Origin of the sequence: Bacteroides sp. AM44-19 (assembly GCF_003603395.1) — a bacterium.
Lineage (GTDB): Bacteria > Bacteroidota > Bacteroidia > Bacteroidales > Bacteroidaceae > Bacteroides > Bacteroides uniformis.
This window is the reverse complement of sequence record NZ_QTNB01000006.1, coordinates 76778-101594: the sequence shown is the minus strand read 5'-3', so window position 1 is coordinate 101594 and position 24817 is coordinate 76778. Positions and strand designations below refer to the sequence as shown.

The 24817-nt window shown below is 50.4% G+C and carries 36 protein-coding genes; 29 read left to right on the top strand and 7 right to left on the bottom strand.

Going from position 1 to position 24817, the window contains the following annotated elements; translation table 11 throughout:
- The first annotated feature begins 6 nt into the window (after positions 1-6).
- The 29 genes from DW947_RS11315 to DW947_RS11175 all read left to right on the top strand — a co-directional run bounded on the left by DW947_RS11315 (position 7) and on the right by DW947_RS11175 (position 16942).
- On the top strand, positions 7-597 hold the full coding sequence (locus DW947_RS11315) for a tyrosine-type recombinase/integrase (RefSeq protein ID WP_004293659.1): 591 nt from the start codon (positions 7-9) through the stop codon (positions 595-597).
- A gap of 81 nt (positions 598-678) precedes the next feature.
- Complete coding sequence (locus tag DW947_RS11310) at positions 679-1347, top strand: hypothetical protein (protein WP_004293660.1); 669 nt, start codon at positions 679-681, stop codon at positions 1345-1347.
- Between the two features lie 130 nt (positions 1348-1477).
- Positions 1478-2068 carry a hypothetical protein gene (locus DW947_RS11305; protein WP_004293661.1) on the top strand — a complete coding sequence of 197 codons (591 nt, stop codon included), beginning with the start codon at positions 1478-1480 and terminating at the stop codon, positions 2066-2068.
- A complete protein-coding gene (locus tag DW947_RS11300; protein ID WP_008143046.1) occupies positions 2055-3959 on the top strand; it encodes a hypothetical protein in 1905 nt (634 codons plus the stop codon). The genes DW947_RS11305 and DW947_RS11300 overlap by 14 nt, the downstream gene beginning before the upstream one ends.
- Positions 3956-4828: a DpnD/PcfM family protein gene (locus DW947_RS11295; RefSeq protein WP_004293663.1), complete on the top strand. Its 873-nt coding sequence runs from the start codon at positions 3956-3958 to the stop codon at positions 4826-4828. Before DW947_RS11300 ends, DW947_RS11295 begins: the two co-directional genes overlap by 4 nt.
- A gap of 140 nt (positions 4829-4968) precedes the next feature.
- A complete protein-coding gene (locus DW947_RS11290) occupies positions 4969-5640 on the top strand; it encodes a hypothetical protein (RefSeq protein WP_004293664.1) in 672 nt (223 codons plus the stop codon).
- The gene (locus DW947_RS11285) at positions 5637-5987 is read left to right on the top strand and encodes a hypothetical protein (protein ID WP_004293665.1); all 351 of its coding nucleotides are present in this window, start codon (positions 5637-5639) and stop codon (positions 5985-5987) included. The genes DW947_RS11290 and DW947_RS11285 overlap by 4 nt, the downstream gene beginning before the upstream one ends.
- Positions 5988-6308 (top strand): hypothetical protein, encoded by a 321-nt coding sequence (locus DW947_RS11280; protein WP_004293666.1) that lies wholly within the window; start codon positions 5988-5990, stop codon positions 6306-6308.
- Between the two features lie 19 nt (positions 6309-6327).
- The gene (locus DW947_RS11275; protein WP_004303935.1) at positions 6328-6747 is read left to right on the top strand and encodes a hypothetical protein; all 420 of its coding nucleotides are present in this window, start codon (positions 6328-6330) and stop codon (positions 6745-6747) included.
- Between the two features lie 32 nt (positions 6748-6779).
- Complete coding sequence (locus tag DW947_RS11270) at positions 6780-7298, top strand: hypothetical protein (RefSeq protein WP_004293668.1); 519 nt, start codon at positions 6780-6782, stop codon at positions 7296-7298.
- Between the two features lie 34 nt (positions 7299-7332).
- Positions 7333-7512, top strand: coding sequence for a hypothetical protein (locus DW947_RS11265; RefSeq protein WP_004293669.1), 180 nt, complete (start codon positions 7333-7335; stop codon positions 7510-7512).
- Positions 7463-7756 carry a hypothetical protein gene (locus tag DW947_RS11260; protein WP_004303931.1) on the top strand — a complete coding sequence of 98 codons (294 nt, stop codon included), beginning with the start codon at positions 7463-7465 and terminating at the stop codon, positions 7754-7756. Before DW947_RS11265 ends, DW947_RS11260 begins: the two co-directional genes overlap by 50 nt.
- Before the next feature lie 11 nt (positions 7757-7767).
- Positions 7768-8271, top strand: a complete 504-nt coding sequence (locus DW947_RS11255) for a hypothetical protein (RefSeq protein WP_004293671.1) — start codon at positions 7768-7770, stop codon at positions 8269-8271.
- Positions 8272-8288: 17 nt separating this feature from the next.
- On the top strand, positions 8289-8993 hold the full coding sequence (locus DW947_RS11250) for a radical SAM protein (protein ID WP_119958517.1): 705 nt from the start codon (positions 8289-8291) through the stop codon (positions 8991-8993).
- A gap of 20 nt (positions 8994-9013) precedes the next feature.
- A complete protein-coding gene (locus tag DW947_RS11245) occupies positions 9014-9916 on the top strand; it encodes a hypothetical protein (protein ID WP_004293673.1) in 903 nt (300 codons plus the stop codon).
- 101 nt (positions 9917-10017) lie between these two features.
- Positions 10018-10494, top strand: coding sequence for a hypothetical protein (locus DW947_RS11240; protein ID WP_008143055.1), 477 nt, complete (start codon positions 10018-10020; stop codon positions 10492-10494).
- Between the two features lie 38 nt (positions 10495-10532).
- Positions 10533-10979 carry a hypothetical protein gene (locus DW947_RS11235; protein ID WP_004293675.1) on the top strand — a complete coding sequence of 149 codons (447 nt, stop codon included), beginning with the start codon at positions 10533-10535 and terminating at the stop codon, positions 10977-10979.
- A 22-nt stretch (positions 10980-11001) separates the two neighbouring features.
- Complete coding sequence (locus DW947_RS11230; protein WP_008143058.1) at positions 11002-11508, top strand: hypothetical protein; 507 nt, start codon at positions 11002-11004, stop codon at positions 11506-11508.
- A gap of 12 nt (positions 11509-11520) precedes the next feature.
- A complete protein-coding gene (locus DW947_RS11225; RefSeq protein WP_008143060.1) occupies positions 11521-12114 on the top strand; it encodes a hypothetical protein in 594 nt (197 codons plus the stop codon).
- Positions 12090-12425: a hypothetical protein gene (locus DW947_RS11220; protein WP_004293678.1), complete on the top strand. Its 336-nt coding sequence runs from the start codon at positions 12090-12092 to the stop codon at positions 12423-12425. Before DW947_RS11225 ends, DW947_RS11220 begins: the two co-directional genes overlap by 25 nt.
- A gap of 3 nt (positions 12426-12428) precedes the next feature.
- Positions 12429-13085 (top strand): hypothetical protein, encoded by a 657-nt coding sequence (locus DW947_RS11215; protein ID WP_008143063.1) that lies wholly within the window; start codon positions 12429-12431, stop codon positions 13083-13085.
- A gap of 22 nt (positions 13086-13107) precedes the next feature.
- Entirely contained in the window at positions 13108-13416 is a 309-nt protein-coding gene (locus DW947_RS11210; RefSeq protein ID WP_008143065.1) for an LPD28 domain-containing protein, read from the top strand.
- Between the two features lie 13 nt (positions 13417-13429).
- Entirely contained in the window at positions 13430-13840 is a 411-nt protein-coding gene (locus tag DW947_RS11205; RefSeq protein WP_008143066.1) for a hypothetical protein, read from the top strand.
- A gap of 154 nt (positions 13841-13994) precedes the next feature.
- The gene (locus DW947_RS11200) at positions 13995-14318 is read left to right on the top strand and encodes a hypothetical protein (RefSeq protein WP_004293682.1); all 324 of its coding nucleotides are present in this window, start codon (positions 13995-13997) and stop codon (positions 14316-14318) included.
- Entirely contained in the window at positions 14290-14946 is a 657-nt protein-coding gene (locus tag DW947_RS11195) for a hypothetical protein (RefSeq protein ID WP_008143069.1), read from the top strand. The genes DW947_RS11200 and DW947_RS11195 overlap by 29 nt, the downstream gene beginning before the upstream one ends.
- 162 nt (positions 14947-15108) lie before the next feature.
- Positions 15109-15639, top strand: coding sequence for a hypothetical protein (locus DW947_RS11190; RefSeq protein WP_004293684.1), 531 nt, complete (start codon positions 15109-15111; stop codon positions 15637-15639).
- Positions 15636-16034: a hypothetical protein gene (locus DW947_RS11185; RefSeq protein ID WP_008143073.1), complete on the top strand. Its 399-nt coding sequence runs from the start codon at positions 15636-15638 to the stop codon at positions 16032-16034. The genes DW947_RS11190 and DW947_RS11185 overlap by 4 nt, the downstream gene beginning before the upstream one ends.
- 10 nt (positions 16035-16044) lie before the next feature.
- Positions 16045-16248, top strand: coding sequence for a hypothetical protein (locus tag DW947_RS11180; RefSeq protein ID WP_004303920.1), 204 nt, complete (start codon positions 16045-16047; stop codon positions 16246-16248).
- 442 nt (positions 16249-16690) lie between these two features.
- Positions 16691-16942, top strand: a complete 252-nt coding sequence (locus tag DW947_RS11175; protein ID WP_009037230.1) for a hypothetical protein — start codon at positions 16691-16693, stop codon at positions 16940-16942.
- 384 nt (positions 16943-17326) lie between these two features.
- Here DW947_RS11175 and DW947_RS11170 read toward each other — a convergent pair whose 3' ends face one another.
- The 7 genes from DW947_RS11170 to DW947_RS11140 form a co-directional block, all read right to left on the bottom strand.
- Positions 17327-18928: a fimbrillin family protein gene (locus DW947_RS11170; RefSeq protein ID WP_009037231.1), complete on the bottom strand. Its 1602-nt coding sequence runs from the start codon at positions 18926-18928 to the stop codon at positions 17327-17329.
- Positions 18929-18968: 40 nt separating this feature from the next.
- Positions 18969-19868, bottom strand: a complete 900-nt coding sequence (locus DW947_RS11165) for a fimbrillin family protein (RefSeq protein ID WP_009037232.1) — start codon at positions 19866-19868, stop codon at positions 18969-18971.
- A 28-nt stretch (positions 19869-19896) separates the two neighbouring features.
- Positions 19897-20856 carry a fimbrillin family protein gene (locus tag DW947_RS11160; RefSeq protein WP_009037233.1) on the bottom strand — a complete coding sequence of 320 codons (960 nt, stop codon included), beginning with the start codon at positions 20854-20856 and terminating at the stop codon, positions 19897-19899.
- 26 nt (positions 20857-20882) lie between these two features.
- Positions 20883-21788: a FimB/Mfa2 family fimbrial subunit gene (locus DW947_RS11155; protein WP_009037234.1), complete on the bottom strand. Its 906-nt coding sequence runs from the start codon at positions 21786-21788 to the stop codon at positions 20883-20885.
- Between the two features lie 23 nt (positions 21789-21811).
- Positions 21812-22387 carry a DUF3575 domain-containing protein gene (locus tag DW947_RS11150; protein ID WP_370448325.1) on the bottom strand — a complete coding sequence of 192 codons (576 nt, stop codon included), beginning with the start codon at positions 22385-22387 and terminating at the stop codon, positions 21812-21814.
- A 62-nt stretch (positions 22388-22449) separates the two neighbouring features.
- Positions 22450-22761, bottom strand: coding sequence for a hypothetical protein (locus DW947_RS11145; protein ID WP_009037236.1), 312 nt, complete (start codon positions 22759-22761; stop codon positions 22450-22452).
- Positions 22762-22924: 163 nt separating this feature from the next.
- On the bottom strand, positions 22925-24694 hold the full coding sequence (locus DW947_RS11140) for a helix-turn-helix domain-containing protein (protein ID WP_009037237.1): 1770 nt from the start codon (positions 24692-24694) through the stop codon (positions 22925-22927).
- Between the last annotated feature and the right edge of the window lie 123 nt (positions 24695-24817).

The following is a 24817-nucleotide window of genomic DNA, read 5'->3' as shown; positions in this document are numbered from 1 at the left end:
TGCCACGTGACAAGAATCAAGGGACAACTGACGACAGCCGACTACCTGCCCATAGCGGAATATAACAGGCTGGTCCGCGGGCTTGAGAAGGACGGCGAGTACCTGTGGGAGACCTACTGCTGGCTGTCGTTCTGCACGGCATGCAGGGCCTCCGACGTGAGGACCCTGCGCTGGAAAGACATCTTAGGAAAAAGCACCATGACCCGCATCGAGCAGAAAACAAAGAAAAACCGCCTGATCAAGTTCAACAGGGACGTGCAGGAGAAGAACCGTTTCCTGTACGAGATGCTCGGACAACCCGCCCCCGAACAGTACATCTTTCTCAGCCCGCGTACCGGGAAACCTTACTCGCTGGAATACATCAACAGGCTGCTCAAGGTATTCAAGGTAAGGTACAGGCTGCCGATCAGGGCATTCTCCACACATACCTTCCGCAAGACTTTCGGGCGCTATGTCTACGAGCTGATGGGACGCTCGGCCGAGGGCCTGATCCTGCTCAACCAGATATTCCGCCATTCCAACCTGGAAACCACCCGGCGCTACATCGGGCTGGCGCAGGAGGACATCGACAAAGTGTTCGATTCCATACGTCTATGAGAATATTTTCAACGATGCCCGGAACCCGAGCGGGAGGTTCCGGGCTATGCTTTATATAACATATCAAAATCAGAACTGTAAATGGACACACCGATATATATCGACACATACTTCCGCGTCGAGTCCGGCTATGACGGCGGTCGCATGCCGGAAGAGAAAGCCGGACGCTTCTTCGACGAGGTAAAGCGCCTTTTCACGGAAACAGGGTTCAGCATCAAGGAAAACAAATACAAAGACGGTTGTCCCGAGGTGTATCTCGGAAAGACATGCCTGTACTGTCATCCCCAATCGTTATCGGGCCCTGTTCTTAAAGAGCACATGGAGCTTATCGAGAAGATTCTGGCACAAGGAACGACCTTCCGGTACCTACGTACTGACACTTACGGCGAGATTCTCGACCTGACGGAGGAGGAAGAACTCGCGTATTACCACAAGACTCATGACATGACTATCGGGGGTGTCTTTCTCGACGCCTTCCGCACCAAGCGCCGGAACCTGTACAAGAGCCGGGAGCAGGTGCTGGAAATACTCGTCGAAAAGCTGCGTGTCAAGACACTCCGTGGGAAGTCCGTTTATTCGAACACCTCCCCGGCATACCGTTATATCAGGGAAATGTACGGGAAAATGGTGTCTGAAGGACGGCTCGTCGAGGGATGCAAGCAAACCGCTTCCGGGAAACTGCCGCTCTGCCGCACGGCAACCGGCAGGGAACTGAAAATGAAAAGACGGGAAGACGACAGGACGGAATGACACGCGGTTCCGTACCGGACATGGCCGGATACCAGTCCGAAGACTTCTGTAAATCATAATTTTCAAGCCGGACTGTCAATCGAAAGAAGGACGACCCGGCTATACTTCAACAACAAGAGATAGCACTATTATGAGCATACAAATCGGAAAACTGTTGCCGGACGGCAGTGTCCGGCACATCAAGGCGCTCCATGAGACGCTTTCAAAAGACCTTGTGAGGAAACTCCGGGTGTTCTATCCCAATGACAGACGGGTAGATGCCCTGCTGTCGCTGGGCGACATACAAAAACTGGGACCGTCACCCTATGGAAAATGGACAGGAACCGGCGATACCGTCCACTGTTTTTCAAAGATCCGTGACGGACGGGAAACACCGCGGCAATCCGCATCACGCATCGCGGACAACGCAGACATTTTCGGCCGCATGGAGGACACGTGCCTCCTGTTCGATAACGGCAGATGGCATGTCATGGACAAGGGAGAATACTGTGAACAGCCGCTCTTCGTCGAAGATACGCCCTCCCATGACAGCATGAAACCGATCACGGTATATGTGAACAACCATGTCCGACTCGAAAAGATAAATACACCGCAGCACTGGCAGGGACTTGAGGAACTCGCCGAACGGGAATCCAGGATACTCTATGTCTACCGGGGGTGCCGCCTTGTGAGAATCGTCCGTTCGTCCAACCTTAAAAAGAAACTGTATGCGGCACAATAACATCGTATCGGCCATAGAATGGCTGCCGGAACACCTGTTCACGGAAGAGATCGTGGAAGCAGCCGTCGAAAGCAAGGAAATAGAGGTGCTGAGCCATATTCCGGGACGTTTCCTCACACCCGGACGTATAGAACGAATCATCGCGGGCAGCACGGAGAGCTGGCACAGCTTCGAGCTGCGCAATATTCCGGAGGCGTACCGTTCGGGAGCAGTCTGTGACTACGCCATGCGCAAAAAACCGAAGAATATCACGGCCGTTCCCGAAGCAATGGTTACCCGAGAAATGGCAGAAGCGGTCATCCGAAACGGACGCGGGGATTTCGACATTCTCGCCTTCATACCTGAACGCCTTTGGGATGCGCAACTGGCATACCTGGCCTTGCGCAGCTATATTTACGACCCGTATTACACGGACAGCAGGACAGACGCCGTCATGAAAACGGGGCTTATCCTCGGATATGTCCCCGTTGAGGTAAAGACTCAAGAGTTCTATTACGGGATGCTCGACGGGATGAAAATATTGAGCACGGTTACCGATGCCGTCGTGCCGTCCCGTTTCAAGACTGCGGCATACTACCGCAAGATGGCGGAACATGACCTCTCGCTTGTTCCCGCCCGGTTCTATTCCTATGAGATTCTCCATGCGGCTGTCTGTTCGACCGAAGGAAAAAACTTCATCACAGACCCCCAGTTTTTCAAGCCGTTGTCGGTATATCTGGACGACATGCTGGCGGACCGGCTGATGGAGAAACACCCTTACATGTTCGGGGAGTTGCCGAAGCGGTTCAAGACACCGGAAAGACTGGTCATTGCCATCGATAACAGCAAACGGGAGACGAACTGCTATATCGACGAGGAAACTGAACAATCCCTGCTCTCGGTGGAAGTGTGCAAGGCATTCATCCGAAGAAACGGCAACTGTCCCGAATTTCCTGAAAATGTATGGACGCGGGAATTTGTCGACTACTGCATGGAGCACGGGACGAGTTTCCGCTGGTTCCGCCAGATGCCCAAAAAGTTCCAGAGCTCCGCGAACACGCAGGCGGCGTATGATTACGGTCATTACCATATCTGTGACTTTGCCAAACGGTTCATCACTCCGCAAATGGCGAAGGAGTGCTACCAGGAGCGCAGTTATGCACATGCCATCCCCGGACATTTCCTCACGGAGTTCTGCCGACAGACCGGACTGCCCGAGAAGTTCTACGGCGGGGAAACCACGATGCTGTCGCTGAAAAACAGCCGTGACGACTATACTTACTGCAAAGTCGGCAATACCTGTCTGGCCTTTTACCTGAAAGAACAATACGAGCCGTCCTCGGCACATCTGATGATGACGCGGTCGGATTCAAAATACTGCACGCCGGAGAAGGTGTTCGACGTGCCTGTCGGAACCTTCCACCGCACGTGGCTGGAAAAGATCGTGGCGGAAAACGACCCCCGCTTTGTCAAACCCCGTGTGGACAAAGCGTTGAAAGCCGTACAGGCGGTCTGCTATTACGGTGTCGAGAAGTTGAAGGACCTGAACCGTACGGAAATCTTCCGCAACACCTTCATGGGTGAGACCATCGGTTACTGCGCCCGCCGCAGGGACCTGACCTACCACAGCGACAACTGCGGGACCCTTATCGAGGGCTTGAAGTTCAAGATCCGGGGAATGGCTGTCCCCGTAACCTTGGCGGAAGACATGACTCCTTATACGGCCGACATGCTGCACCGGAAGTTCGGCTTCTGCTATATCGGAATGACGGCATTCGCCACGGACTACGGCCTGGACATGGAGAAGGCATACACCTTTGCACAGATGCGCCAGATCGTAAGGGAGAAAGGGCACAAGCCGTCATTGAGAAACTACAAACGTGAACTGAAACAAATAAACATCATACAATGAAAAAATACCGGATAGCTATCGAAGAGACGCTCCGTAAGGTCGTGGAGATCGAGGCAGAAACGCCCGGTCTGGCCGTCTGCAGGGCGGAAGACGAATACAATGAAGAGAAACACGTGCTGTCAGCCGACAATTTCGCAGGAGCTGACATCGCGCTCTCGACTGATGACAGCACGGTCATGGAGACTCTGGAAGACGTGGATTTCATCGGATACGTGCAACGCCGTTTCGAGGAATGCCGGGAGTCCATATCCGTCGAAGACAAAGTCCGGCTGGCATTCGGAAGTTTCGACAACGCCCTGTATGAGTTCGGCGAATACCGTAAGGAGGCGGCCCGGAACCGCCCGCAGGTCTACCTGCTGTACCGGAGCGATGCCTGGCACAACCGTTCTTCCATGGAGCTCATAGCCCCGTTCTCCTCCCTCGAAAACATGATGGAGTACCTGCGGCGTAAGAAGAAGGAATTCCGCCTGACGGAAAGTGATCTGGAAGAGTTCAAGAACAACCGGCAGACGAAGGGGCGCGACGAAAACTACCTGTACGAGTCGGATTATTTGGATGTGCTGCCGGAACAGGAACCCGAACTGCCGCCGAAAGATGACGCTTTCTATGACAAGGTTTTCACCTGCGGGCAATCCGAGCTGTCACGCAGGGAGTTGGAATCTCTGCCGGAGCCGTTCGATACCTACCATGTTACGGACGAAGAAATGGAACAGATTGTGTACGAAACGGAAATGGAGACACGGGACCGGCTGCGGCTCGGTAAAAGAAAGCCCATAGATTTTGACAATGACCGCCATAGTGAAATCTGGTGGGAAGAAATGGAAAAAGCAGTGGTAAGGCACGGCGTACCGTACTACGAGGCCGAATAACGAAAATAGAACCTGTTCATCACATGCCATAATGATGACGGGCCGTCGCGGCTACGGCTGCGGCGGTCTTTTTTTTCAAAACGAGGTGAGTATTCCACCCCTTATACAAAACGATTACCTACTCTTAAAAAAACGGATTTATGAAACAGACAAGACAGGATTTCTTCACGGCGAACGGGGAAGGAATCAAAATCATGACATTTACGGAGTTCGCCCGGCATATCCTGCGTATGGAATGCGGGGAAAGTCTGGAACTGTATGCCGTTGTGAACCGGCAGACACGGGAATGCTCCCGGCCGCTCTCTGTCAGAAAGGAACAATGGAACGGTACGCCCTTTTACCTGCTCGGCGGGCACGGGCAGGAAGTCCGTACCATCAATTTTGCGGGTCGTCCGAAAGAGGAGTTTGAAACGACCTGCCATGATGTCTTGGACAGCTACGATGCCGTGGAAAGTATCGGGGCGGTCGTGTCAAGACTGCGTGAATTATCTCCTGAAGAACTGCATAAGCGGATTGCGGAAGAGATGAAGACCGGCTGTAAATACCTGTTGGTCTACCGCAGCGAGGAGGAGATGACGGCCGCACTCGACGGCAAGATATACGCCATCAGCGATACGGACGGCAAATTCCTTTGCGACCTGTATCAGCCGGATTATCTCCATCTGGAAAACGGGGGCGATATTGTGGACACCGCATCCATTCCGGACATGCATTTCCATTCCGATTGGGCAATCGCCAACCCCACGGTACGCGACAAGGTGCTCTCCTCCCGGATGGTGATTATATATACCCACGAAACGGTAACGCTATGATAGAGATTGGCAACAGGATAGAAACGCCGGAAGGTGTGTTCTATGAACTGGAATACGGAGGGGAAGGAAACATCTACAAGAACGAGGATGCCTTTCTCAACCGCCCCGATGAAGTGTGCTATGTACCTGAATACGCGGCAGAAGACCGTGAGGACTGGCGTGTGTCGGAGAGCAGTGACGGCTGTTTCACGCATAACTCACTGCTCGCCCTGTGCAAGGGTAATGAAGAGGTGTGCCAGGATCTGTTTTACAGCCTTGAATGGACGTACCCGACCACCTTGCTGGAAGAATGGGACTCGAACGGCTATTTCGATGAGATCGAGGGCTGGTATGACAGTAACGATTAAATGGAACGGCATATCATGGACAGGAAATACAAAATCACATACTCGGGAAAAATCACGGGCAAGACCCCGAACTACATATTGAGCCTGCGGGCGCATCTGAAAGGCATCTTCCCTGAAATGGAACGGTATGGTAAGGAAGAATTCGACCACGTGCTTCATTGCATCAGCTCGTTCATTGATGATTTTACCTTCAAGGTACGCAATTCCCGATACCGGGGAGACATCCTGAAAAGGACTATCAGTAACGACTGCCTGAAAGTGTTCAACCTAGGTGACGAGAAAGTGATACTGACCGTCTCCTTCACCCCGCTGGAAACATGAAACCAACAATATGACAGATATGGATAAAATACAGAAAGACAATGCGGAGCCGGGCAAAGCCCCGGACAAAATGAGCGCCGACAAGCTGCATCTGTTCGCCACCCAGTACGCCTTTATCGACGGACGGCTGCACGAGGCCGAGCAAGCCATGCTGAAATTCATGCTGGAGTTCCTGGCACAATATGGCCGCGTATCACTCGGCCTTACAGAAGAGGAGGAACTCGATGACAACAACTTCCCCGTCACGACAACCTTGTACGGGAAGCACGACACGCCCCGTATCAAGCTTACCGATGTCTACCTGACGGATGACGGGGAATATCTCCTTGCTGACGGAATAGATGCGGAGACCGGGGAAAAACGGGACGGATTCTATATCTACAGCGAACAATACGCCGATATCTTCCAGTTCGTCGGCCACGCTTCGGAGATGAACTGACGAATGAGGAACAACCATAAAACGAAATATCAATGGACTGTATCAAAGATTTACAAGACGCCATCCGCAACATTCTCGTGAACAACGGCCTTACGGAACTCTGTCTGGGAGAGCCTGACGAACTGGACGATCCCACCTATATCATCTGGTATGACAGGCACTGTGAGCCTCACGAAGACCCGGTATTGAAGGTTTACCTTGAAAATGAGGGCATTGCCGTTGAGGTCGAAGCCCGCAGTTTCGGGAACACGATAACCGTCTACGATTATGACATAGACCGTATTGAATGGTGGAAAGGCATTCATGCCAATATTCTGGAAGTGCTGGAGCGTGACGGCAAGCGCCGGTGTCCGGCCTGTGGCAGGACGGTCAAGGGGAAGCAGCGGTATTGCGGTGCCGGATGCCGTGATTTCATGACTCCCGGACCGACAGTGGAGCAGGTCGCGGAAAAAGCCAACCGGAATATCCGCAAACTGGCAAGCCTTGCCGCCGGAAAAGACAAGGCGTACCGGAAGCGGCTGATAGAGAAATATACCGTCGGTCCGTCATAAGCCGGCTTTGTTACACTAAAAAATGTATGATATTATGGCAACAAGAACCATTTACCTGACCGTACGGCTCGATATCGACAACCCGAAGGCTGATGAAATAACGGACGAAGAGGTTGACGAAATTATCAGCGAAGTGGACTATGAATTCAAAAATTACGGGGACTATGAAATCGACACGGAAATCTGCGGGAAAAATGACGAAGGTGGTCTTTAGACGCTATCCCGACGGACAGGTCATCGCCCTGTTCCCGGACATACCGTGGAGCGGACGGCGGGGTGAAATAACCTCCTACATGCATGTCGGCCAGCATGGCGCAGCCGACTATGCGGGCGTGATCGCCATGACACGGCCAGCCCATGAAAAGGAGTACCGCAACCCGCTTTCCGAACTGAGAGCCATCGGTTACGATGACCTACACATCATGCGGCGTGCAAGACCGAAATTCATAAACAGCTAAAAACAAATCTTATGTCTCATAAACCGAATGCCGTTCCTGTCTTGCAGGAGGGAACGGTCTATACAATTATACTTGACAACGGACGAAAGGTCCACGACGTAATCTATCATGCCTGTGTCGCCTCCGGCAAGTCGTATTTCGCCAAAGGCGATAAGACCTATCCCGCCGAAAAGGTGCGGAACCATTCAATCACCGGACATGCCGCATCGGACGGCTCTAGAAGGAACGGCACACCCAATCCCGACCGCTTCGCCATCACGGATGAAGTGTGCGAGGTCGTTGATGTAGTTACCACGCCGGAAACCAATCCGGAAATGTTCCGGTGTCGTGTCAAATGCCTGATGTATTCAGGCCTGTCACAAGCCGAGGCTGAGAAAGTCATCGCTTCAACGCCACTAAAGCTGGAACTCTTCTACGACGTAGGCCGTGGCAGTTTCGCTATTGACGCCGAGGCAGTTGGCAACACACCGCTGTATAATCCTTACACGGGAAAGGAAATCCCGGATGAAACCTAAGCCGAACTACATCGAATATGAGAGAACTATATATCAAGAATCTCTGCATCGAGATTACCCGACGTTGCAACATGCGCTGTACCCATTGCATGCGGGGAGATGCCGAATCCGTGGATATCCCTTTGAAACATATAAGCAACCTGCTGCGGCATGTCAGGCATATTCACCATTTCAACATCACGGGCGGCGAGCCGTCGCTTAACGTCCGGGCCATCCGCCATATCCTCGAACGGGTACGCGCCTACGGTATTACTGTCAATGACTTTTATATCGTAACCAACGGCTCTTCCACATCCCGTTCGGAGGAATTCATAGAAGCCTGCGCCGCACTGTACGAGTACCAGGAGGAAAAGGAACAGGACTCCGGCCACATGCTCGAAATGAGCGACGACCGCTTCCATGATCCGGCAGAGCATGCCGCTACGCTCGCGGCACTTTCCCCGTATCCCTTTTTCGGAGTCCGGGGACAGGCCGAGCGTATCTTCCTTTTCCGGGAAGGCCGCAGCACGGAGGGGTTTCCGAACCCTGTTCATGGGATTTATCTTACGGAGGAGAACTACGTTTACGGCGACCTCTGTCTCAATGCTGAAGGCATGGTTCTCTCCAACGGGGACCTGAGTTATGCCCGCCAACGGGAACATGCCCTGTGTCCCTGCGGGAAACTGATGCAATATCTCCGGATGACCTTGAAAAAGCGTCAAAAAGAAAGATTGTACGAATAAATACACAAATCAAAAAACTTATGTCAATCGTATGCAGTATCTGCGGCGGCACTGGAGTGAAATGTACCGCCGTCATCGACCCGAACACCAGACAGTTCCTCGAATTTACCCGCAACGCCTTGTCGGACGGCCGGTGCAGCCAGTGCGGCAACGTTGCCCTGACCGACCCTGACGAAGTAAAAGCCGGGCTGGACAAGCTTTGGACGGAATATACGGCGCGGCATCGTGCCGCCCCCAACTACACCTGCTGCGACATTGTCCGGCATGGTGATTACGACGGGTGTGAAAAGGCGTATATCCGCATCGGAGGCCCGTCAGACGTGGTCGAGAAGTATCCGGTCGTGGCCGTGTGCCGCGACCTCGAAGAGCTCAAATCACTTGCGCTCCCTGACCCGACGCGAGAATTTACCCTCATGGGAATTCAAGGGTTCGAGTTCCACGACGTGTTGGAAAACAAGACCTACGAGATCGGGGTGGACGACCTGAAAATTCCCGTCACGACGAAAGAGGTGCTGGACTTTTACCCGGCGGAACATCGGCTGAAAGAAACGGACATCGAACAATATGCCGCGGCTTACACGGCCCGTATCAAGGCGTACAGGGAGTATACCCGTCAGCTCGACGCCACACTCGTGCGGCGGCTTCTCGACAAAGAGCGGCTGATGAAAGTCGGCGAGAGCGACGGTTTCCGCTTGAAACTCCATTTCGACTGGTTTGTCATTTTAAAGCGGGAGAACGAAAGGATGTACGCGCCTTTCAAATACGCTGTAAATGCTTATTGTCTGGATAATATCCAAACTTTCGACCGTCGTTATGTCACGCTCGAAGATGCCTTGCTCCACTGCCTGAACGGTTTCAACGAGAACGCGAACATTCCTAACCGTTACAAGTCCATCGGGCATTACCTGTCGGGGAAATCCTGACGACGGGCAGTGTATCGACGGGTTACCGGAGGCCACGGGTGCTTTCCCCTTGACCGGAATACCGTCGGAACAAGTAACAATGTAACCAAAGAATAAAAAATATGATGAATGATTATAAAATCAAGAACATTCTCGAATCCCTGAAAGAGGAGGTCGAGAACGGGAAGGTATCCCTGCGGGAAGCTGCTGTCGAACTTCATAAAGCCGGCTGGACGAATTTCATCGACATCGACGCCACGAGGAACCTACTGAAGACCCGGAATGTAACGGGGAACGGAAATGTCCCGGGAGTTTCCGACATGATGGGAAAATACCGCGAGATGAAAGCGGCGCACCCGGATGCCCTGTACATTTTCCGAAACGGGGAATCTTGTGAATTGTATGAGGATGATGCCATCGCCGCTTCCGGCATTTTGGGCATTGCCACCGCCGAACGCGTCGACGGGCAAGGGAAAGGCGTCAAGGAACTGCGGTTTTCTTTTCGTGACCTGGACGTGTATCTCCCCAAACTGATACGCGCCGGAAACCGGGTGGCTGTCTGCGAACCGAATCAAACCGGTTCGGGCAAACGAGTTTGATAACCATTAAATAACAAATATTCAAAACCCAAAGACACATGATAAAGATAACAACGATTTTCGGCGAGGACGCCGTACGGGAATATGAAGAGAACAATGAACTGCCTTCTGAAGAATGGCTGGCGGATAACGGGGGCGTCGTGGACGAGAAAGAGTTCGAGACTGAGGCGGAGTACAATGCCTACATCGCCGGGGTAAACGATGCCGACGGATGGAGTGATTATCATATCATACGCCACCGGTCGGAAGAGGCGGACACCTCGAGAGAGGAAAATCTCTGGCTACGTCTCGGAATTAGCGTCCGGGGCAGCCGGGAGGACATCGAAAGGATTCTAAACGGGGACACCGAAACCCTTCGGAAACTGCTCGATGCCGGACGTTATGGGATTGGCGGAGAGACCTATGTCCCTGGTTCGACCGTCGAGGGGTACAACGAGGACCACGACACGGAGTTCGAGGAGGAAGACGTGGAGTTCCATTTATAATAAAACCACACCATCTGCAATAATGATAACAGTAAAAGTTCTACTCGGTAAGGATACTGTAAGCATATACAGGAAAACCGGGGATATCTCGTCGGTGGAGAGCACGGCCGAATCCGGGGGATATGTGATAACCAGACATTTCGAGACCGAAGCTGAATACAAAGCCTACGCAATGGCTGTGGAAGACCTGGACGGACATGAAGACTGGCAGATGCTGGCTCCTGCCGTTACGCCGGAAGCTCCGTTCCGCAAAGGGGAATTTGTCCGGCTGACAGACGATGCAATTAAGCGGATACGTGAAAGTTTCGGGGACGGACCGGCTGACTACAGAAAGGAAATGATTTTGGAGGTGATTGCCTGGTGCCGCTATGAAGGCACATGGATCATTGAAGTCCGAGATATCCGTGAAGACGATACTCAGGAGTTCGATGCCGTTTTTCTGCGCCCCTTGACGGCACGGGATCTCGTGGCTATTTCCGCACCCCGACACCCGCTATCCACTGCGATATATCCTATTCACATCCGATAACTTAAATGATGCATGATGGAAAATATATTCATACTGCCCGGAAACGAACAGGAACTGTTTAACCGGTATTTAGATAACAACGAATACGGCCCTCTGAAAGAACGGCTGGAACTGGTCAGGAAAGCCTTGAGCAACAAGCTTTCCCCGGATGAACGCAATAAGCACGGGCTGAACGTGGGTGTGCATGAACTGTCCATGGAACGTAAGGAACTGGAAAGAAAGATATTCCAAATGGCACTCAAATCCTTTGCAGAACGGGTTTGTGACGAGCAACGCGCTCTTTGCGAACAGGGGTTCTGGCAGGCACCGTGCGGCAAAGAGGCGGAATATATCTCCTCCGCTCCGGTTCCGGACCTTGTAACGGACGTGAAGCAGTACAAGACCATTTGCCGCTGGTGGGAGAAGCTGTCCGATACCAGGAGGCTGAAGGTAGCGGCGATGTTTGCAAACGAACTGGGACCGATATACGGGCACGACACCGAAACGCTGGAACGGATTTATAGCCGCTGGTTTCTACTCTCCTTAGATGGCAAACAACGCATCTACCATTCATGGACCACAAACGAAAAACAGACTTCACTATGCCATACAAAAGCTCGGGAATAATCATCAGCGGGACACAATATGACCGCAGGCAGAAGCTCACTCCTTTTCAGAAGGCTGAAATTTTCCACCGTTACATGACAGAAGCTGTCAGCCAGCGCCAGCTTGCCCGGGAATACGGTGTCAGCCGCAGGCTGATAACCTTCATTGTGAACCCAGAAAGCGAAGAGCGGAACAAGGAACTGCTGAGAGAGAACAAGGCAAAAGGCTTGTATAAATATGACCGGAAGAAACATACCGAAAATATACGCAACCACCGTCGTTACAAACAGAGATTATTTCAAGAAGGTAAAATCATACTAAAAGATGGATAGACAATGAGAATACAGGAGAAACAAAAAGCGTTGGAACAGGAAGTTATAGCCAACCTGTGTGCGATACCGAAAATGCCGGAAAATATGTTGCCCCATACGGTATATGTCGAGGAGGAAGGGGAAGACGGGTATGGGCACGGGATACCGGTATACACCATGTACCGGTTGGAGGAGATACGCACGGACGGAAGCTGCACGCTTTACAACGCGGAAAGCCGGGAGCGTTTCACCTGCCGCCACCTGCATGAGATTAACATGGACTGGCTGGTGACAGTCTGGGAACGTTATCTGGAACTCTGTGTCGAGCAGGATATCTGGAAAGGGAATGCCGTTGCATTCCTGAAAGACCGTACCGGCAAACCGGAAGAGGAAATCATTTCATTCGTGGAAACCTCGTGGGACAAATGCCAGGCTTATACAGACAACCTCAAGGCGTTTCTTGGGGAAGATAAAGACCGGGAAATATGGATATTCTCTTTCCCGCTGGACGAATTTGAACGTGACGTTCCGGCCGGGAAAATCATCGTTGATTACGAAAATAACCCCGCAACGCGGGTTGAGAAGATGATACCGCTGGAATTTACGGCCAACATCAATGATGAATGTTTTGATGACCGGAACAATTGGGTAAGAGCCATTGAACTTCCCAAGCAGGAATAATAAACTATTTGAATCAATAAATATGATTACAAAAGAAAACATTGGCAACGAGACCTTTGAGTCTATGACCATCAATGACACGCCTGCATTGTTTACGGATATGCGGATTGACCGGAATGCCGTTCCGGAGGGACTGTACGCATACGATATCCGGGAGTCGGATGACGGGGACCGTCTGGCGACCATCGAACCGACGGTGATGGTAAATCATGGCGGAACCATCCTGACCAGGAAAGAGTTTATCACGGAAAAGGACGGCTATGTACAGATTGACGAATACGGTTTCGAGGACTCCATGACACTGGAAGAGTGGCTTGAGGAAAACAATTAAATGTATAAAGGATATGGATATTAAGGAACTGACAGAAAGGTATCGGGATCGTTTCGATGCCCATTACCTGCAAGACGATAACGGAACCGGCAGAAAAGGTCGGAAACGGAAAAAGGAAGTTGAGACCCCGAATTTTCTCAAGGATGTCATCCGGCCGATCCTGGACACTTTGCCGGACTTGTTGCCGGAGTACGGGTTCACCAAAACTACGGATGATTACGCCATGTACGGCGAGTATTACCGTATCAAGGCGGGTATCGTCCTCGTGGGAGGTTTTTCCATCGATGAGGATTTTAACCTGTACTTCACGCCATTGTTCCATGGCAAAGCCTGCGGTAAGAGTCAAAAAATCGACAGCATCGGACAACTCGTTGAAATCATCCGCGAACAATTTGAAAGAAGGGAGGTGAAGATGAAAGGATAGTTTCATGCAATAGACATGGGTCGTTCCGTAATTTATTGTATATTTGTCAGATGAAGAAAGTCTGTATATGTATTTCGGACGAAAGCCCGGCAGTTGAACGGATTACAGGCACTTTCATGTTTGGCTGACATCAAACCTAATATATCTATTTGATATGAAAAAGGAAGAGATTATTCGCCGCTGTTACGGCGGCATGAAGGAAAGGCATGGCGTGGAAACCATCATCCTTTTCCATGTCGGAGATTCATTCGAGGCGTATTTTGATGATGCCGAAACGATTACCCGGATCACGGAAGTGCCCCGGTTCAAGATGACGGCGGCGGGTATACCTGCCATCAGGATTTCCGACGCCGCCTTGGAAGAATGTAGAAACCGGTTGCTGGATGCAGGATGCAAGGTATGCGTGTCCGAGGTCCGGGGGGTATCCGGCCGCCACATTCTCAAAATCAATGAAACAAATACGGAAACGGGCCGATGAATTGGTATTGATAGCGGCAGCAATAGGTCCTTGGACACTGTTGGTGGTAGCGGTATTAATCATCGGAACGCTGAAATGCTGTCTGACCACGGACTCGGACAGCATTGACGAAAGTATCAACAAATCACCGGGGATAGTCGCGCATGTCATGGTACTGGACAGTACGGATAATGGTTTTCGGGTGGTTTATGCGACGGCTGAGCCGGTAACGGATGAAAGGTTTGCCGAGATATGCGACAGGCCGGGTATTCTGGAGGGGTTCGAGAACCTGAAACGGAAAGCTCCCGAACACTTTGGCGGCAACCTGCTGGAAACCGACATCTGTGACTTCGCGTTGTACGCCTACCGGTTTCCTATCGATAAGGACGTACGGATACACAATATCTTTGTCGCCGGTAAAGAGAAAATGGACTTCTATGTCCGGAACAACCCGGACCTGCCCGGGTGCGCTACATGGATGCACCACGGTACGGAACAAGGGAACCAATATCTGAATGCTGACGATATAAATCACTGTATACCCAACGGAAGGCGGATTTACCGTTATTGGAAATGCCGTTATCTACTGCAAACTTCTGATACTGACGAGCGTTTCAGTCATTTTACAGAGGAGGAAAGGCTGTACTGAATGCAGCCTTTTCTCTATATATATTACACATAACCATCTGAAAATTAATAACTAAAACGTTTTGTTGGCGTGAAAAATTGGCATATATTTGTATGGAAAAGTGACCCATTGAAAACAGATTGTCAATTGAAAGCAATAGATTGAATATGAAAGAACAGTAATATGACATCGGAAAAATCGCAACTGAAGTTTGCGAGATCGGAAGAGACGGGCGAACTGATAGGGTTCGTTTCGCGCCATTCCAAGACACGTAAATTGATGGGAGTCCGTGAAGACTCAAGATTCGGCAAGCAGATTTGTGTCCTTTCGGAAGACCTGAAAGGAACTCTCGAGCCAAACATACTATACTCGGTAGAGTTGAAACCCATGCACAAAGCCAACGGGTATGTAGTCGTTGCCGCTACCCCCGTGTTATTTCAGGCGCATGTGGAAACAGTGATCGTCCCGAAGACATTGTATCAAGTAACTGTGACGTTCGGCAACAAAAAGATTTTCTTCGACCCGAAAGACGGCAAGAGCGTAATGAGCCGCACAATAGACGGTGTGCTGGAAATCCTCAAGGGACGCAAGGATATCAAGTACAAGGAAGGTGTCATCACCGACTATCTGAATCAGGCGCGTGCTCTGGTACGACGTATGGAATCCGACGGGTTCATCTATACGGGAGACAGACATCAGGGAGGAATTCAATGAAAGAAAAACCGGTCGTGGGTATTGCGACCGACGGTGCCCATTCTGCAAAAGAGAGGTTGACACGCTTCCGGGCTGTCGACCTCTCTTCAGGAAAAGAACTCTTTTCCAAAGCTATCGGTAACTGGACGAACAATATCGGGGAGTTTCTCGGCATTGTCGAGGCGGTCAGATATGTCATGGAACATCCGGAAAGTCCGCGAACAATCTACTCGGACAGCATTACAGCCATCACGTGGTATTGTAACAAACAGACAGCCTCTTCACGCAGATGCCCGGCATTGCAGAAAGCGGAGATATTCCTCAAAGTGATGGAGGCAAGAATCAAGGACATCGAAGTGCTGCACTGGGACAACCGCCTGTGGGGTGAGATTCCTGCCGACTTCGGAAACAAATAACAACATCAATATGGCAAAATTAAAATCACAGTCACAGAAATATGTTGAGCTGAAGGAGGAAGACTACCTGCTGCTCATCGAGAATACCATCAAGATGGAAGCCCTGAAGATTGCCGGTATCGAAAAGATGCCCATATACAAGGCTATGGAACATATCCTTGAACACGAGCACATCGACCTGCTCGTCAAACCCGTTTCAAGGAGATATTCTTGATTTTTTTAGGTGGACAATAATACACCCCACAAGCAAAATCAATGCTTATCAGTACCAAATGATAGTATATAATAACAATTAATGTAAATCAATGCAAATCAGATGATTAAGAAAGTGGCGCATGTACGGAATTATCTATACCATACATGCGCCACTTTGCTCTATACACTTTTTGATTTCCTTGATTGATAAAAGAAGGTTCTTTTCCAGTGTTTTACAATCCGACTTTTTTATATACTTTTGTCTTCAGTATCAGTTGGTTATTGAAACCCTCTATGTATGCTTATAAGTAGAGATTAGCTTTTTTAAGCGAAACTAACTACTGGTTATCAATCAATTATCAAACAAAAAAAGTTTGCCATCAAAGTAGCTCTCTTTTTTTATGCCTAAATCGCACTGGTTTACATGGTTCAGTTAAAGAAGCCAGAAGTTCTTATTGAATATGAGAAGTGAATTTGAAGCTGAAACGGGTAGCGATTTATATATCCCCGTAAATGATGTGCTTGATAGAATTTCTTACCTGTTGGAGTGCCACGGGATAACTTACTCCCGATATGGAGACGGCAAGAAAGGCACAATGTGCAAGTTGTCCGAACCCATCATCAAAGACTATTTTGATACGAAGCGTAGCAATAAGGACGGCGCTAAAGTCAAATTGGATAGGTTCAAAAATGAACTATTAGACCAAGAGTAAACGAAGCGACGGATGGCGCAGCCATCCGGCACTTCGTGCCGTCTGACTGCCCCCCTCTTTTAGTCCCCCTTATGCCTACTGAGAAAAAGAATGCTTTAATAATTGTACTATCACCTCACATCGTCAATTAAAAAGACATATTCTGTTGGCAGCGTATATGTTCATAACTCTATTCCCGTAGCCGACCAATTACCCACCAATGCTCCGAAGTTCCTTTGATTGAATATTTAGGGAAAGACATAGAACGAGCCTTAGATGCAAGCGAAGAAATTCACTTGTGTTTAGGGTTTGTTCTTGTTAAATCCACTCAATCAATAACCTCCTTTCTTTAGCAGGACGGGGGTTAATAAATCGTTTTATTTCGCAGCTTCCGCACGCAGGCCGCTAAAAGGCCAGCACGGCACGGACGTAGTACTTATTCCGTTTGTCTGCCAAAGAATTAGAATGATAGCCAAATGTCATACAATGGCTCTCGTGTTTATAATCAGTACCGCTCCAATAGAAGTCATCTGTATTAAATTTACTGCCTCCGGCTTTCTCGAATTGGGCATCGAGGAGGGTGTCCATGTGGTAGTCTTCATCGAGATCGAGCGTTCCGCGGGTCATGATGTACATCTCATAATCACTGGGGAAGTACCAACCGCTGCAACCGACCGGTGTAGGATTGGTTCTTGCAAAAACTTCTATGGCATCATAGGCTTCGGTGCGTTGTCCTCCGTAATCCCGATACCATTGGATACAGCGGCTAGTATTGTAACCAAAAGTGTGGGTAGACTCAAGCATCAATTTCTTTTCCGCTTCCTGTCCGGTAGCCGCATAACTCACGAGCCATGTGTACGTATTGCCCATACTTGTAGAAGACCATTCTGTCTTACCAGCATTCGTGAGCGCCACCACAATGCCGTGCACGCAGCCGGGATGGTCGTGCATCAGCAGGTGGTCGCCCCGCTTATTGGCGGTATGCGTCCAATGATAGGAGTAGAGTAGACGATTAGGCTTCTCACCCACCCAGAAGACTACGCCGAGACAACTCTCCTGTTCATCACGGGACAGACTGCCATCTTCATTCCCGGGCAGGATGCTGCCGTCCTGCATATAGTAGTCACCCGCCGCTAACGGCCGCTCTTCTATCGCCTCATCGCCGTCAATCTCGTGGACGGTATATTTTCCGGGCTGAAGATTTAATTGGGAATAGTCAAAATAGAAAGTCTTCCGATTTCCCTTGTAGTAATACTCATACGGTCCCGGATCCGAGGCCGTAGGGGTGTTAGTATTCACCAGCAGGCGGGCCGTGCAGGGATTCTCCTGCCAATATACATTTTTATTGATCACCGCCGTGTAGCGGTAATAGCTCTTAGAAATCTCTTGGCCGTCTATCTTTTCGGTATAGGTATATTTCGTAGCTGGCACCTGAAGGATGAACAGAGACATGCGGTGCTCCATCGCGAAGCTGAGCGTGTGGTTGCTATACACACCACGGGCCGTCATCAGGTCGGAGGCGGTGTATTGGGCGTAGGTACTCTGGTTGATTTTAACAGGCCAATCATAGACTACAGACTTAAAGAAGTCTTCATCGCCGGGCGATACCCTGCCGCTCATATAGCTATTGTCCTGGTAGGGATAATAGGCATGATAACTCCTGTCGGGTGAGTATAAGAGCTGGGAAGTGCCGGCAGGCAGCGTCCACTTGCCTCCCTGTAGGGTAAGGCAGAGGTTCTCCACCTCCAGGGTTTTGTCCTTCACCACGTAGAGGCCGATGCGGTCGCCTTCGGTGAAGACGGTGCTGTAACCGCGTTCCTGGGCGCGGGTTTGTCCGGTGGCGTACATGCCGCCGTCGCTCACGGTGATGGTGAGGGGGCGGGCATCGGGGTCGGTGCCGGCAGGGGGCAGTTCGTCCAGTGCGTCGGACGTGCATGCCGCCAGCATCAGGATGAGGGCGCAGGCCAGGGATGCTGCCGGGGGAAATATGGAATGATGTTGTTTCATACGGTTTCTTTTTTTATTGATGAATTTAGTTGTTACTGTTCTACTCGACCGGATGCCACGTACCTCCTCCTTCTCCTTCCACGTCGATATTTTCGATACCTTCCGAGGTCACGGTGAGGCGGTACTCGTACATCTTGCCACTGAAGAAGTCCGCTTCGCCTGCGGCGGGGGTGTAGTAAAAGGTCTTTCCTCCGATGACTATTTTCACGAACTTCTGTCCCGACTTGTTCTGGGGAGGAAGCAGGGCGCGCACGGTGCGTACGTATCCGTCGGCGGCAGGGGTCACTTCGTTGGGGGTGATGCGGTCGATGTCGGGGGTCACTTGCCCTGCGGTTCCATTGCTGAAATCGATACTCCCTCCCGTGCACGTGAGGTTTTCAAAGGTTACAGTGGCGCGCTGCAGTTCATCGTCGGTCACGCCGTTGCCCGCTTTGAGGTGTACCACCACTTTGGCTATGACGTGGCGGAAAACGAGGGTCTTATCGGGGGACGTTACGGCGATGCGGAGGTAGGGAGCAGCCATGCAGTCGCTATCCTGATATCCTTCATCTCTCTGGTCGGCCTGTACAGAGAATGAAACAATATTCCTCGACAACGGATATAACCCTTGAATCCCCTTTTCCTCATCCGGGCTTACCCAGTTGGATAGGGCTCCATTCATAATCAGCTTTCCATCGGAATCGACGGAGGAGTATACATCCTGAGCCGGCCCGGAGAAGCTAGAGCTAATCCACAGCCTCACCCTTTCTCCCCCTTCCCACCTGTTTTCAGTGGTAGCCCGTGTCTGGGCGTTGGCGGAGGAATATCCCTCTACGGCTGCGTAGAGTTCCAGCGGCACGCCGCCTTCGGGCCATGCCGCATCGTCATCGCCTGTGCAGGCAGCCAAAACCAAGGCTGCCCACAGGTACATTATATATATTGGTATGTTCGTCTTCTTCATTTTTTTCTTTATATTTATTGTTTACGGATTACTCCTGAAATGCAGAGCCTTCTACGGGTGCGCCTATGGTTTCCCAGTTCTTGATGTCGGTTTCCAGCGTCAGGCCGTAATAGTCCACGGTTATCTTATAGATGTACCGCTTGCCGCTTTGCAGCTCCAAGGCATCTCCGGCGGGGATTTTGTAGACGAAGTTCGTATTGTCCGCCAGCTTCACGCGGATAAAGACGGTGCCTGCGGTTAGTTCCTGGGGCACCACGATGGCTTCAGCGTACTGGAGATTGGTGGCGTTAAAGTCTGTCGTCACCACCGTGGGGATGGTAATCGGAGTGGCGGGGTTGGGGTTGGCAGCGAGGGCTATCATCGCCTGGCGTTCGGTCTTGTTACTCATGTCAGCGGCTTTCTTGGGGGTGAAGGTGGCCTTCAGGGCGGTGTTCTCCAGGGTCACGATGGCACCGGAGAGGTCGGGGGCGCCGTTGCCGCGCTTCAGCACTACTTCTACTTTAGATAGCAAATGGTAGAAAGTGAGGGTCACGTTAGAGGCGGTGGGGGCCACGTTCCGCTTGGTGGAATAGAGCAGGTCGGAGGCGGCGTAGGCGGTTTTCGTGGTCTGGTCGGCCTTCACTTCGTGGGACACCGATGCGGGGAAGGCTTTTCCCACCGGGGCAGGGTTGGCATGGATGGCATAGATGTTCACGGGGTCGGGCGAGATGTAGTACATGTCGCTGGCGTAAGTGAAGCCGCCGGTGCCGTCGGCGGTGAGCAGGTTGTTCTGGTAGAGGGGGAGGTTGTTGTTGTCGTCCACCCAGGCAGATACTTGCAGGCCTGCGCCAAGCTGTGTGTCGAGGCCGTAGGAACGGGTCTGGGAGGTGATGCCGCTGGTGAGGCGGATTTCGCCGTTCCAGTTGTCGGTGGTTGCTTCGTTGTCGTTGTTGCAGGCGGCAAGCGCAAGGGCTGCTGCGGCAATGATTGATAAATTTCTAAGTTTCATAATCTTACATTCTTAGTATTATTGATTCAATTGTTCGTTTCCATTCCGGCCGAGCCGTTTTCACCGTCTTCGCCATTGCCCGGCGTCCAGTCGGTAATGGTGGCAGAGAAGTCCGCTTCCGTAGGTGTTTCCACTATTTTCCCGCCCAAGGCGAGTGGCTTATGCTTGTCGGCGTTGAAGGTGGCAAGCTCCGTGGTGAGATCACTGTCGAGAGTGACCGGCTTTGGACTGTCTCCTGCAAAGTAGAGTTTGGCATCCAGCTTCTGCTGCACACCCGCCACGCCGAGCAGGCGCACCGTGGCCGCCCATTTTCCGGCATTGGCTCCTTCCGTTACTTTCGAAAACGCCAGTGCCACGTTCAGCGGCGTACCATGCGTGCCGTTATCCATATCCAGCGTCGAGGCAACCCCCGAAAGGTAGCCCTCGATTCGCTCTATCCTTTCCGTGGTACTGCCCGTCGGCTCGATGAAGAGCGTCAGTTGGCGTACTTGCTGCTGCATCGCAACGGTAAGGGTGTGGTCGGTGTCCGCTTCTATCGTAGTTTCCGTCACGCCCGTAAACAACCAGCCCGGCATTTCTTGTATGAATAGCCCCGCTCCGTCCACGTTACCCGAAGCCCCGGCGACGGTTGCCACACTGCCGCTCACGGTGATGTGCTCCGGCGTGTTGTAAACACGCAAGTGGCAAACACCCGGCTCAAAAAGGCGGTCGAGCGTGTTGGTGGCATCGCTCACGGTAGCCATGTATTCACCGGATGCCACCGTGTAGTTTGCCGGTATATCCACGCCCGTTGTGCGCCGCGTCCAGTCTGTTGTCAAGGTGATTTGCCCTTTGTCGGGATGCGGAGTGTTGTAAATCGGATCTTTCACATCGCAACCTGCAAGGAGGAGGACTGTCGCCCAGACACAAAGTAATGTAATCGAATTTTTCATATATCGTATTTTTATAGTTCTACTTATTTGCTGCCAAGCGTCCACACGAGGCTGATGCCAGCCTGTGTCGGCCCCCATAGGTTCTTTGCTCTGTTCCGTTCCTTATATACACGTATGCCATCGGTCATGCCGAAACTGTCATATTCGGAACGGGTGTAGCCCAGACCGAGGTTGAAGTCGATGGAGAAGCCGCGAGACAGATAAAGCCGGTAGCCCACGGTCAATCCGGCGTTCCACAGCTTGCCCTGATAGCCGGTGTCTTTCAAGAGGATGCTGCCAAGCGGGTACTTATATATATTGTACTCGCCGTAGGTTCCCGATGCTCCTACATAGAAGCGTTTCTCGCGCAGCAGATACCACCGCACTTCGGGGTTGACGAGCCACATCTTCTGCACCTTGCCGTGATTGCCACCCCACCATGCGAGGCTGCCGTCCAGCTTGATGCCGACATTCTCATTCATACGCCACTCTACACCCAATGTGGGCAGCAGGAAGGCATCATACAGCACATTCGTGCGGACGGCAAACCGATAATCCGGTGTCTTTTGTTTATCCGATGCCTCTTGCGCGTAAGCTCCTGTTCCGGTCAATAAAGCCATCAGAAGCAAAGCCAGTAGTTTTTCTTGTAATTGTTTCATAAAGTTCATTTATTATATGTATATTAAATGAAATAGGTTATCTCTATCCGCGATATCTGTCTCTTACAGTCAGTCGTGCAGCCATCGTTTTTTTCTCCTGTCATGGAAGATTTAACAGCTTCCGACAGTTCTGCTTTAATCACCTTTTCCATCATTTCTTTTTCTATGCGTGTTCGTTCCAATTGCTTAGCTAAACAATCCTGCTCACGGATGCCTTTCGCCATATAATAATTGCACTTCTCAACTATCTTCCGGCAATGCAAAAAGACCAAAGCCACAATTGCAAGCGAGCAGAAAACAAGTCCCAGTGCGATAAGGAAAATGTAATTGTCCATAGATATTTCTTTTTCTTGGTACAAAGGATGTGAAATACGGGCTGAAAACTATTGCATTTTGTCCCAAGTTTGTGGCGTTTTGTCCTTTTCTGCCGTTTTTCAGGCTTTCGGACATAAAAAAAGCACGGATTCACCGTGCTTTTGAATTTTGGAGCAGTATTTTTTATTTTTCTTGGGACGTTGCCATTTTCCGGTATTCTGTCGGGCTAATGCCATATTGTTTGCGGAACAGACGATAAAAAGTGCTCGGTATATTAAAGCCACAACTGAAAGCTATCGCCTCAATCGTAAGTTCGGGATGGCTGTCGAGCTTCCGGCGTGCCTCTTCCACTTTCAGAGTACGCATATACTCCATGGGAGATTTTCCAGTAACGGCTTTGACGGCATCTGTCAATGTGTTCTTATTGGTGCCAAGTGCGGAGATTATATCATCGCGGTTAATGTCAGTATTGGACAGGTTATCATCGGAGAGCAGATACTCCTGCAATCGAATAACCAGATTCTGCTGTTCGCCGGAAGGTGCAAATAGTTCCGTAGCTCCGGCTGTTTTGCCGGAATCCTCCGGGGAGGATTCCGATTGGCGAATGTTCTCCAATCGGGATAGTTCATCCGCTAACCGATCTTGTTCTTTAATTCGTTCATACAACTTACGATTCTTGAGGGCAATAGTCCGGTTGTAATAGAAAGCACCTGCCAAGAGCAAAGCGAGAACCAGACAAATGGCAAGAGCAAAAAGGAGGTAATGGAAATTACGCTCTTTCCCGGCAATATGTTTTTCCACTTCATATTGGGTACGTAATTCATCGAACCGGGCATTGACCTCCACGTTTTTTATAGTATCATTGGTAGCTATGAACTGATCCAATAGTGCTAACGCTTCGTCAACACGTCCCATCCGAGCAAGTATCTCCATCTTTATTTTTCTGGTATCATTGAGGCTGAAGTCCGATTCATCAATCCCGGCCGTTGCACTGTCTATTACGGCAAGTGCTTTGCGGTAGTCTCCCTGTGACTGAAAAATCAGAGCCTTTGCGCGCGCCAACTCATATTTGGAAATATTGTTATTGACAATACTTTCCAATTTGGAGAGATATTCCCCGGCTTTGTCGTAGTCTTTCGTATCTATGTATGTATTCATCAATGCTACATAGAGATTTCCCCGCGCTTCAGGCTGTGTTCTTCCGGATGATTTCTCGAATCGTGCAATCGCTTTTTCATAGTCAGGCACAAGTTGCAATAGTTTGTCATACTGTGCCTGTGCCCGGAGAGCAGTGCATAAGAACGCATAGGATTGCGTCAGGATATTGTCGTATCCCGAAACTTCCCATAATAAGCCGGCGCACTCTCTGAAACATTCTTCTTCCTCTTTCCATCTATTCTGGACATTATAAGTGATTCCGGTAGCATAGAGCGCCAATGCCATCCCTGCTTTATCCTCCCGCTTCCTGGCGCGGTCGAACATGAGTTCCGCCGCTTCGGCTGCCTGTTTATAATCCCCTTTCAGATTATAGGCAGTGATTAGCTGCATATTGATCTGATAATAGAACTTCCACAATTCGTGCCGGATATAAAAGTCAAGATAGCCGGGCGCTTTTTGAATGATTTCGTCATACTCCTTCCGGTTTATGTGAGATATGATGGTATTTCCATACACCATTCCCTGCATTTCTACATTTCCCTGCTTTATGGCTTCGGCTTCAACCTGAGTGAACAGCATCAGCAATGTATCCATTTTTTGGTCGTCGGCAACTTCCGACATATATAAATAGTACAATCTATTGTATGACTTCAGTTTATCAATACCTTCGGAGTGTTCAATCACTTGCCGCAAAGAGTCTTTTTGATGTTGCAGGCTATTTTGTGCTACAACAGGTAAAGTGAAACATAAAAGGCTTCCCCATAAAATAGTTATCAGACTGGTTTTATATTTCATATCGGTTGTGTGTTTACGTAAGTTCTTGGTTTATAATTCTTCAAAAATACAAAAAAAAACATTATTAGTAAAGTTATATAGGATTAACAATGAACTTGCACCTTCATATACCCTCTTAATGCT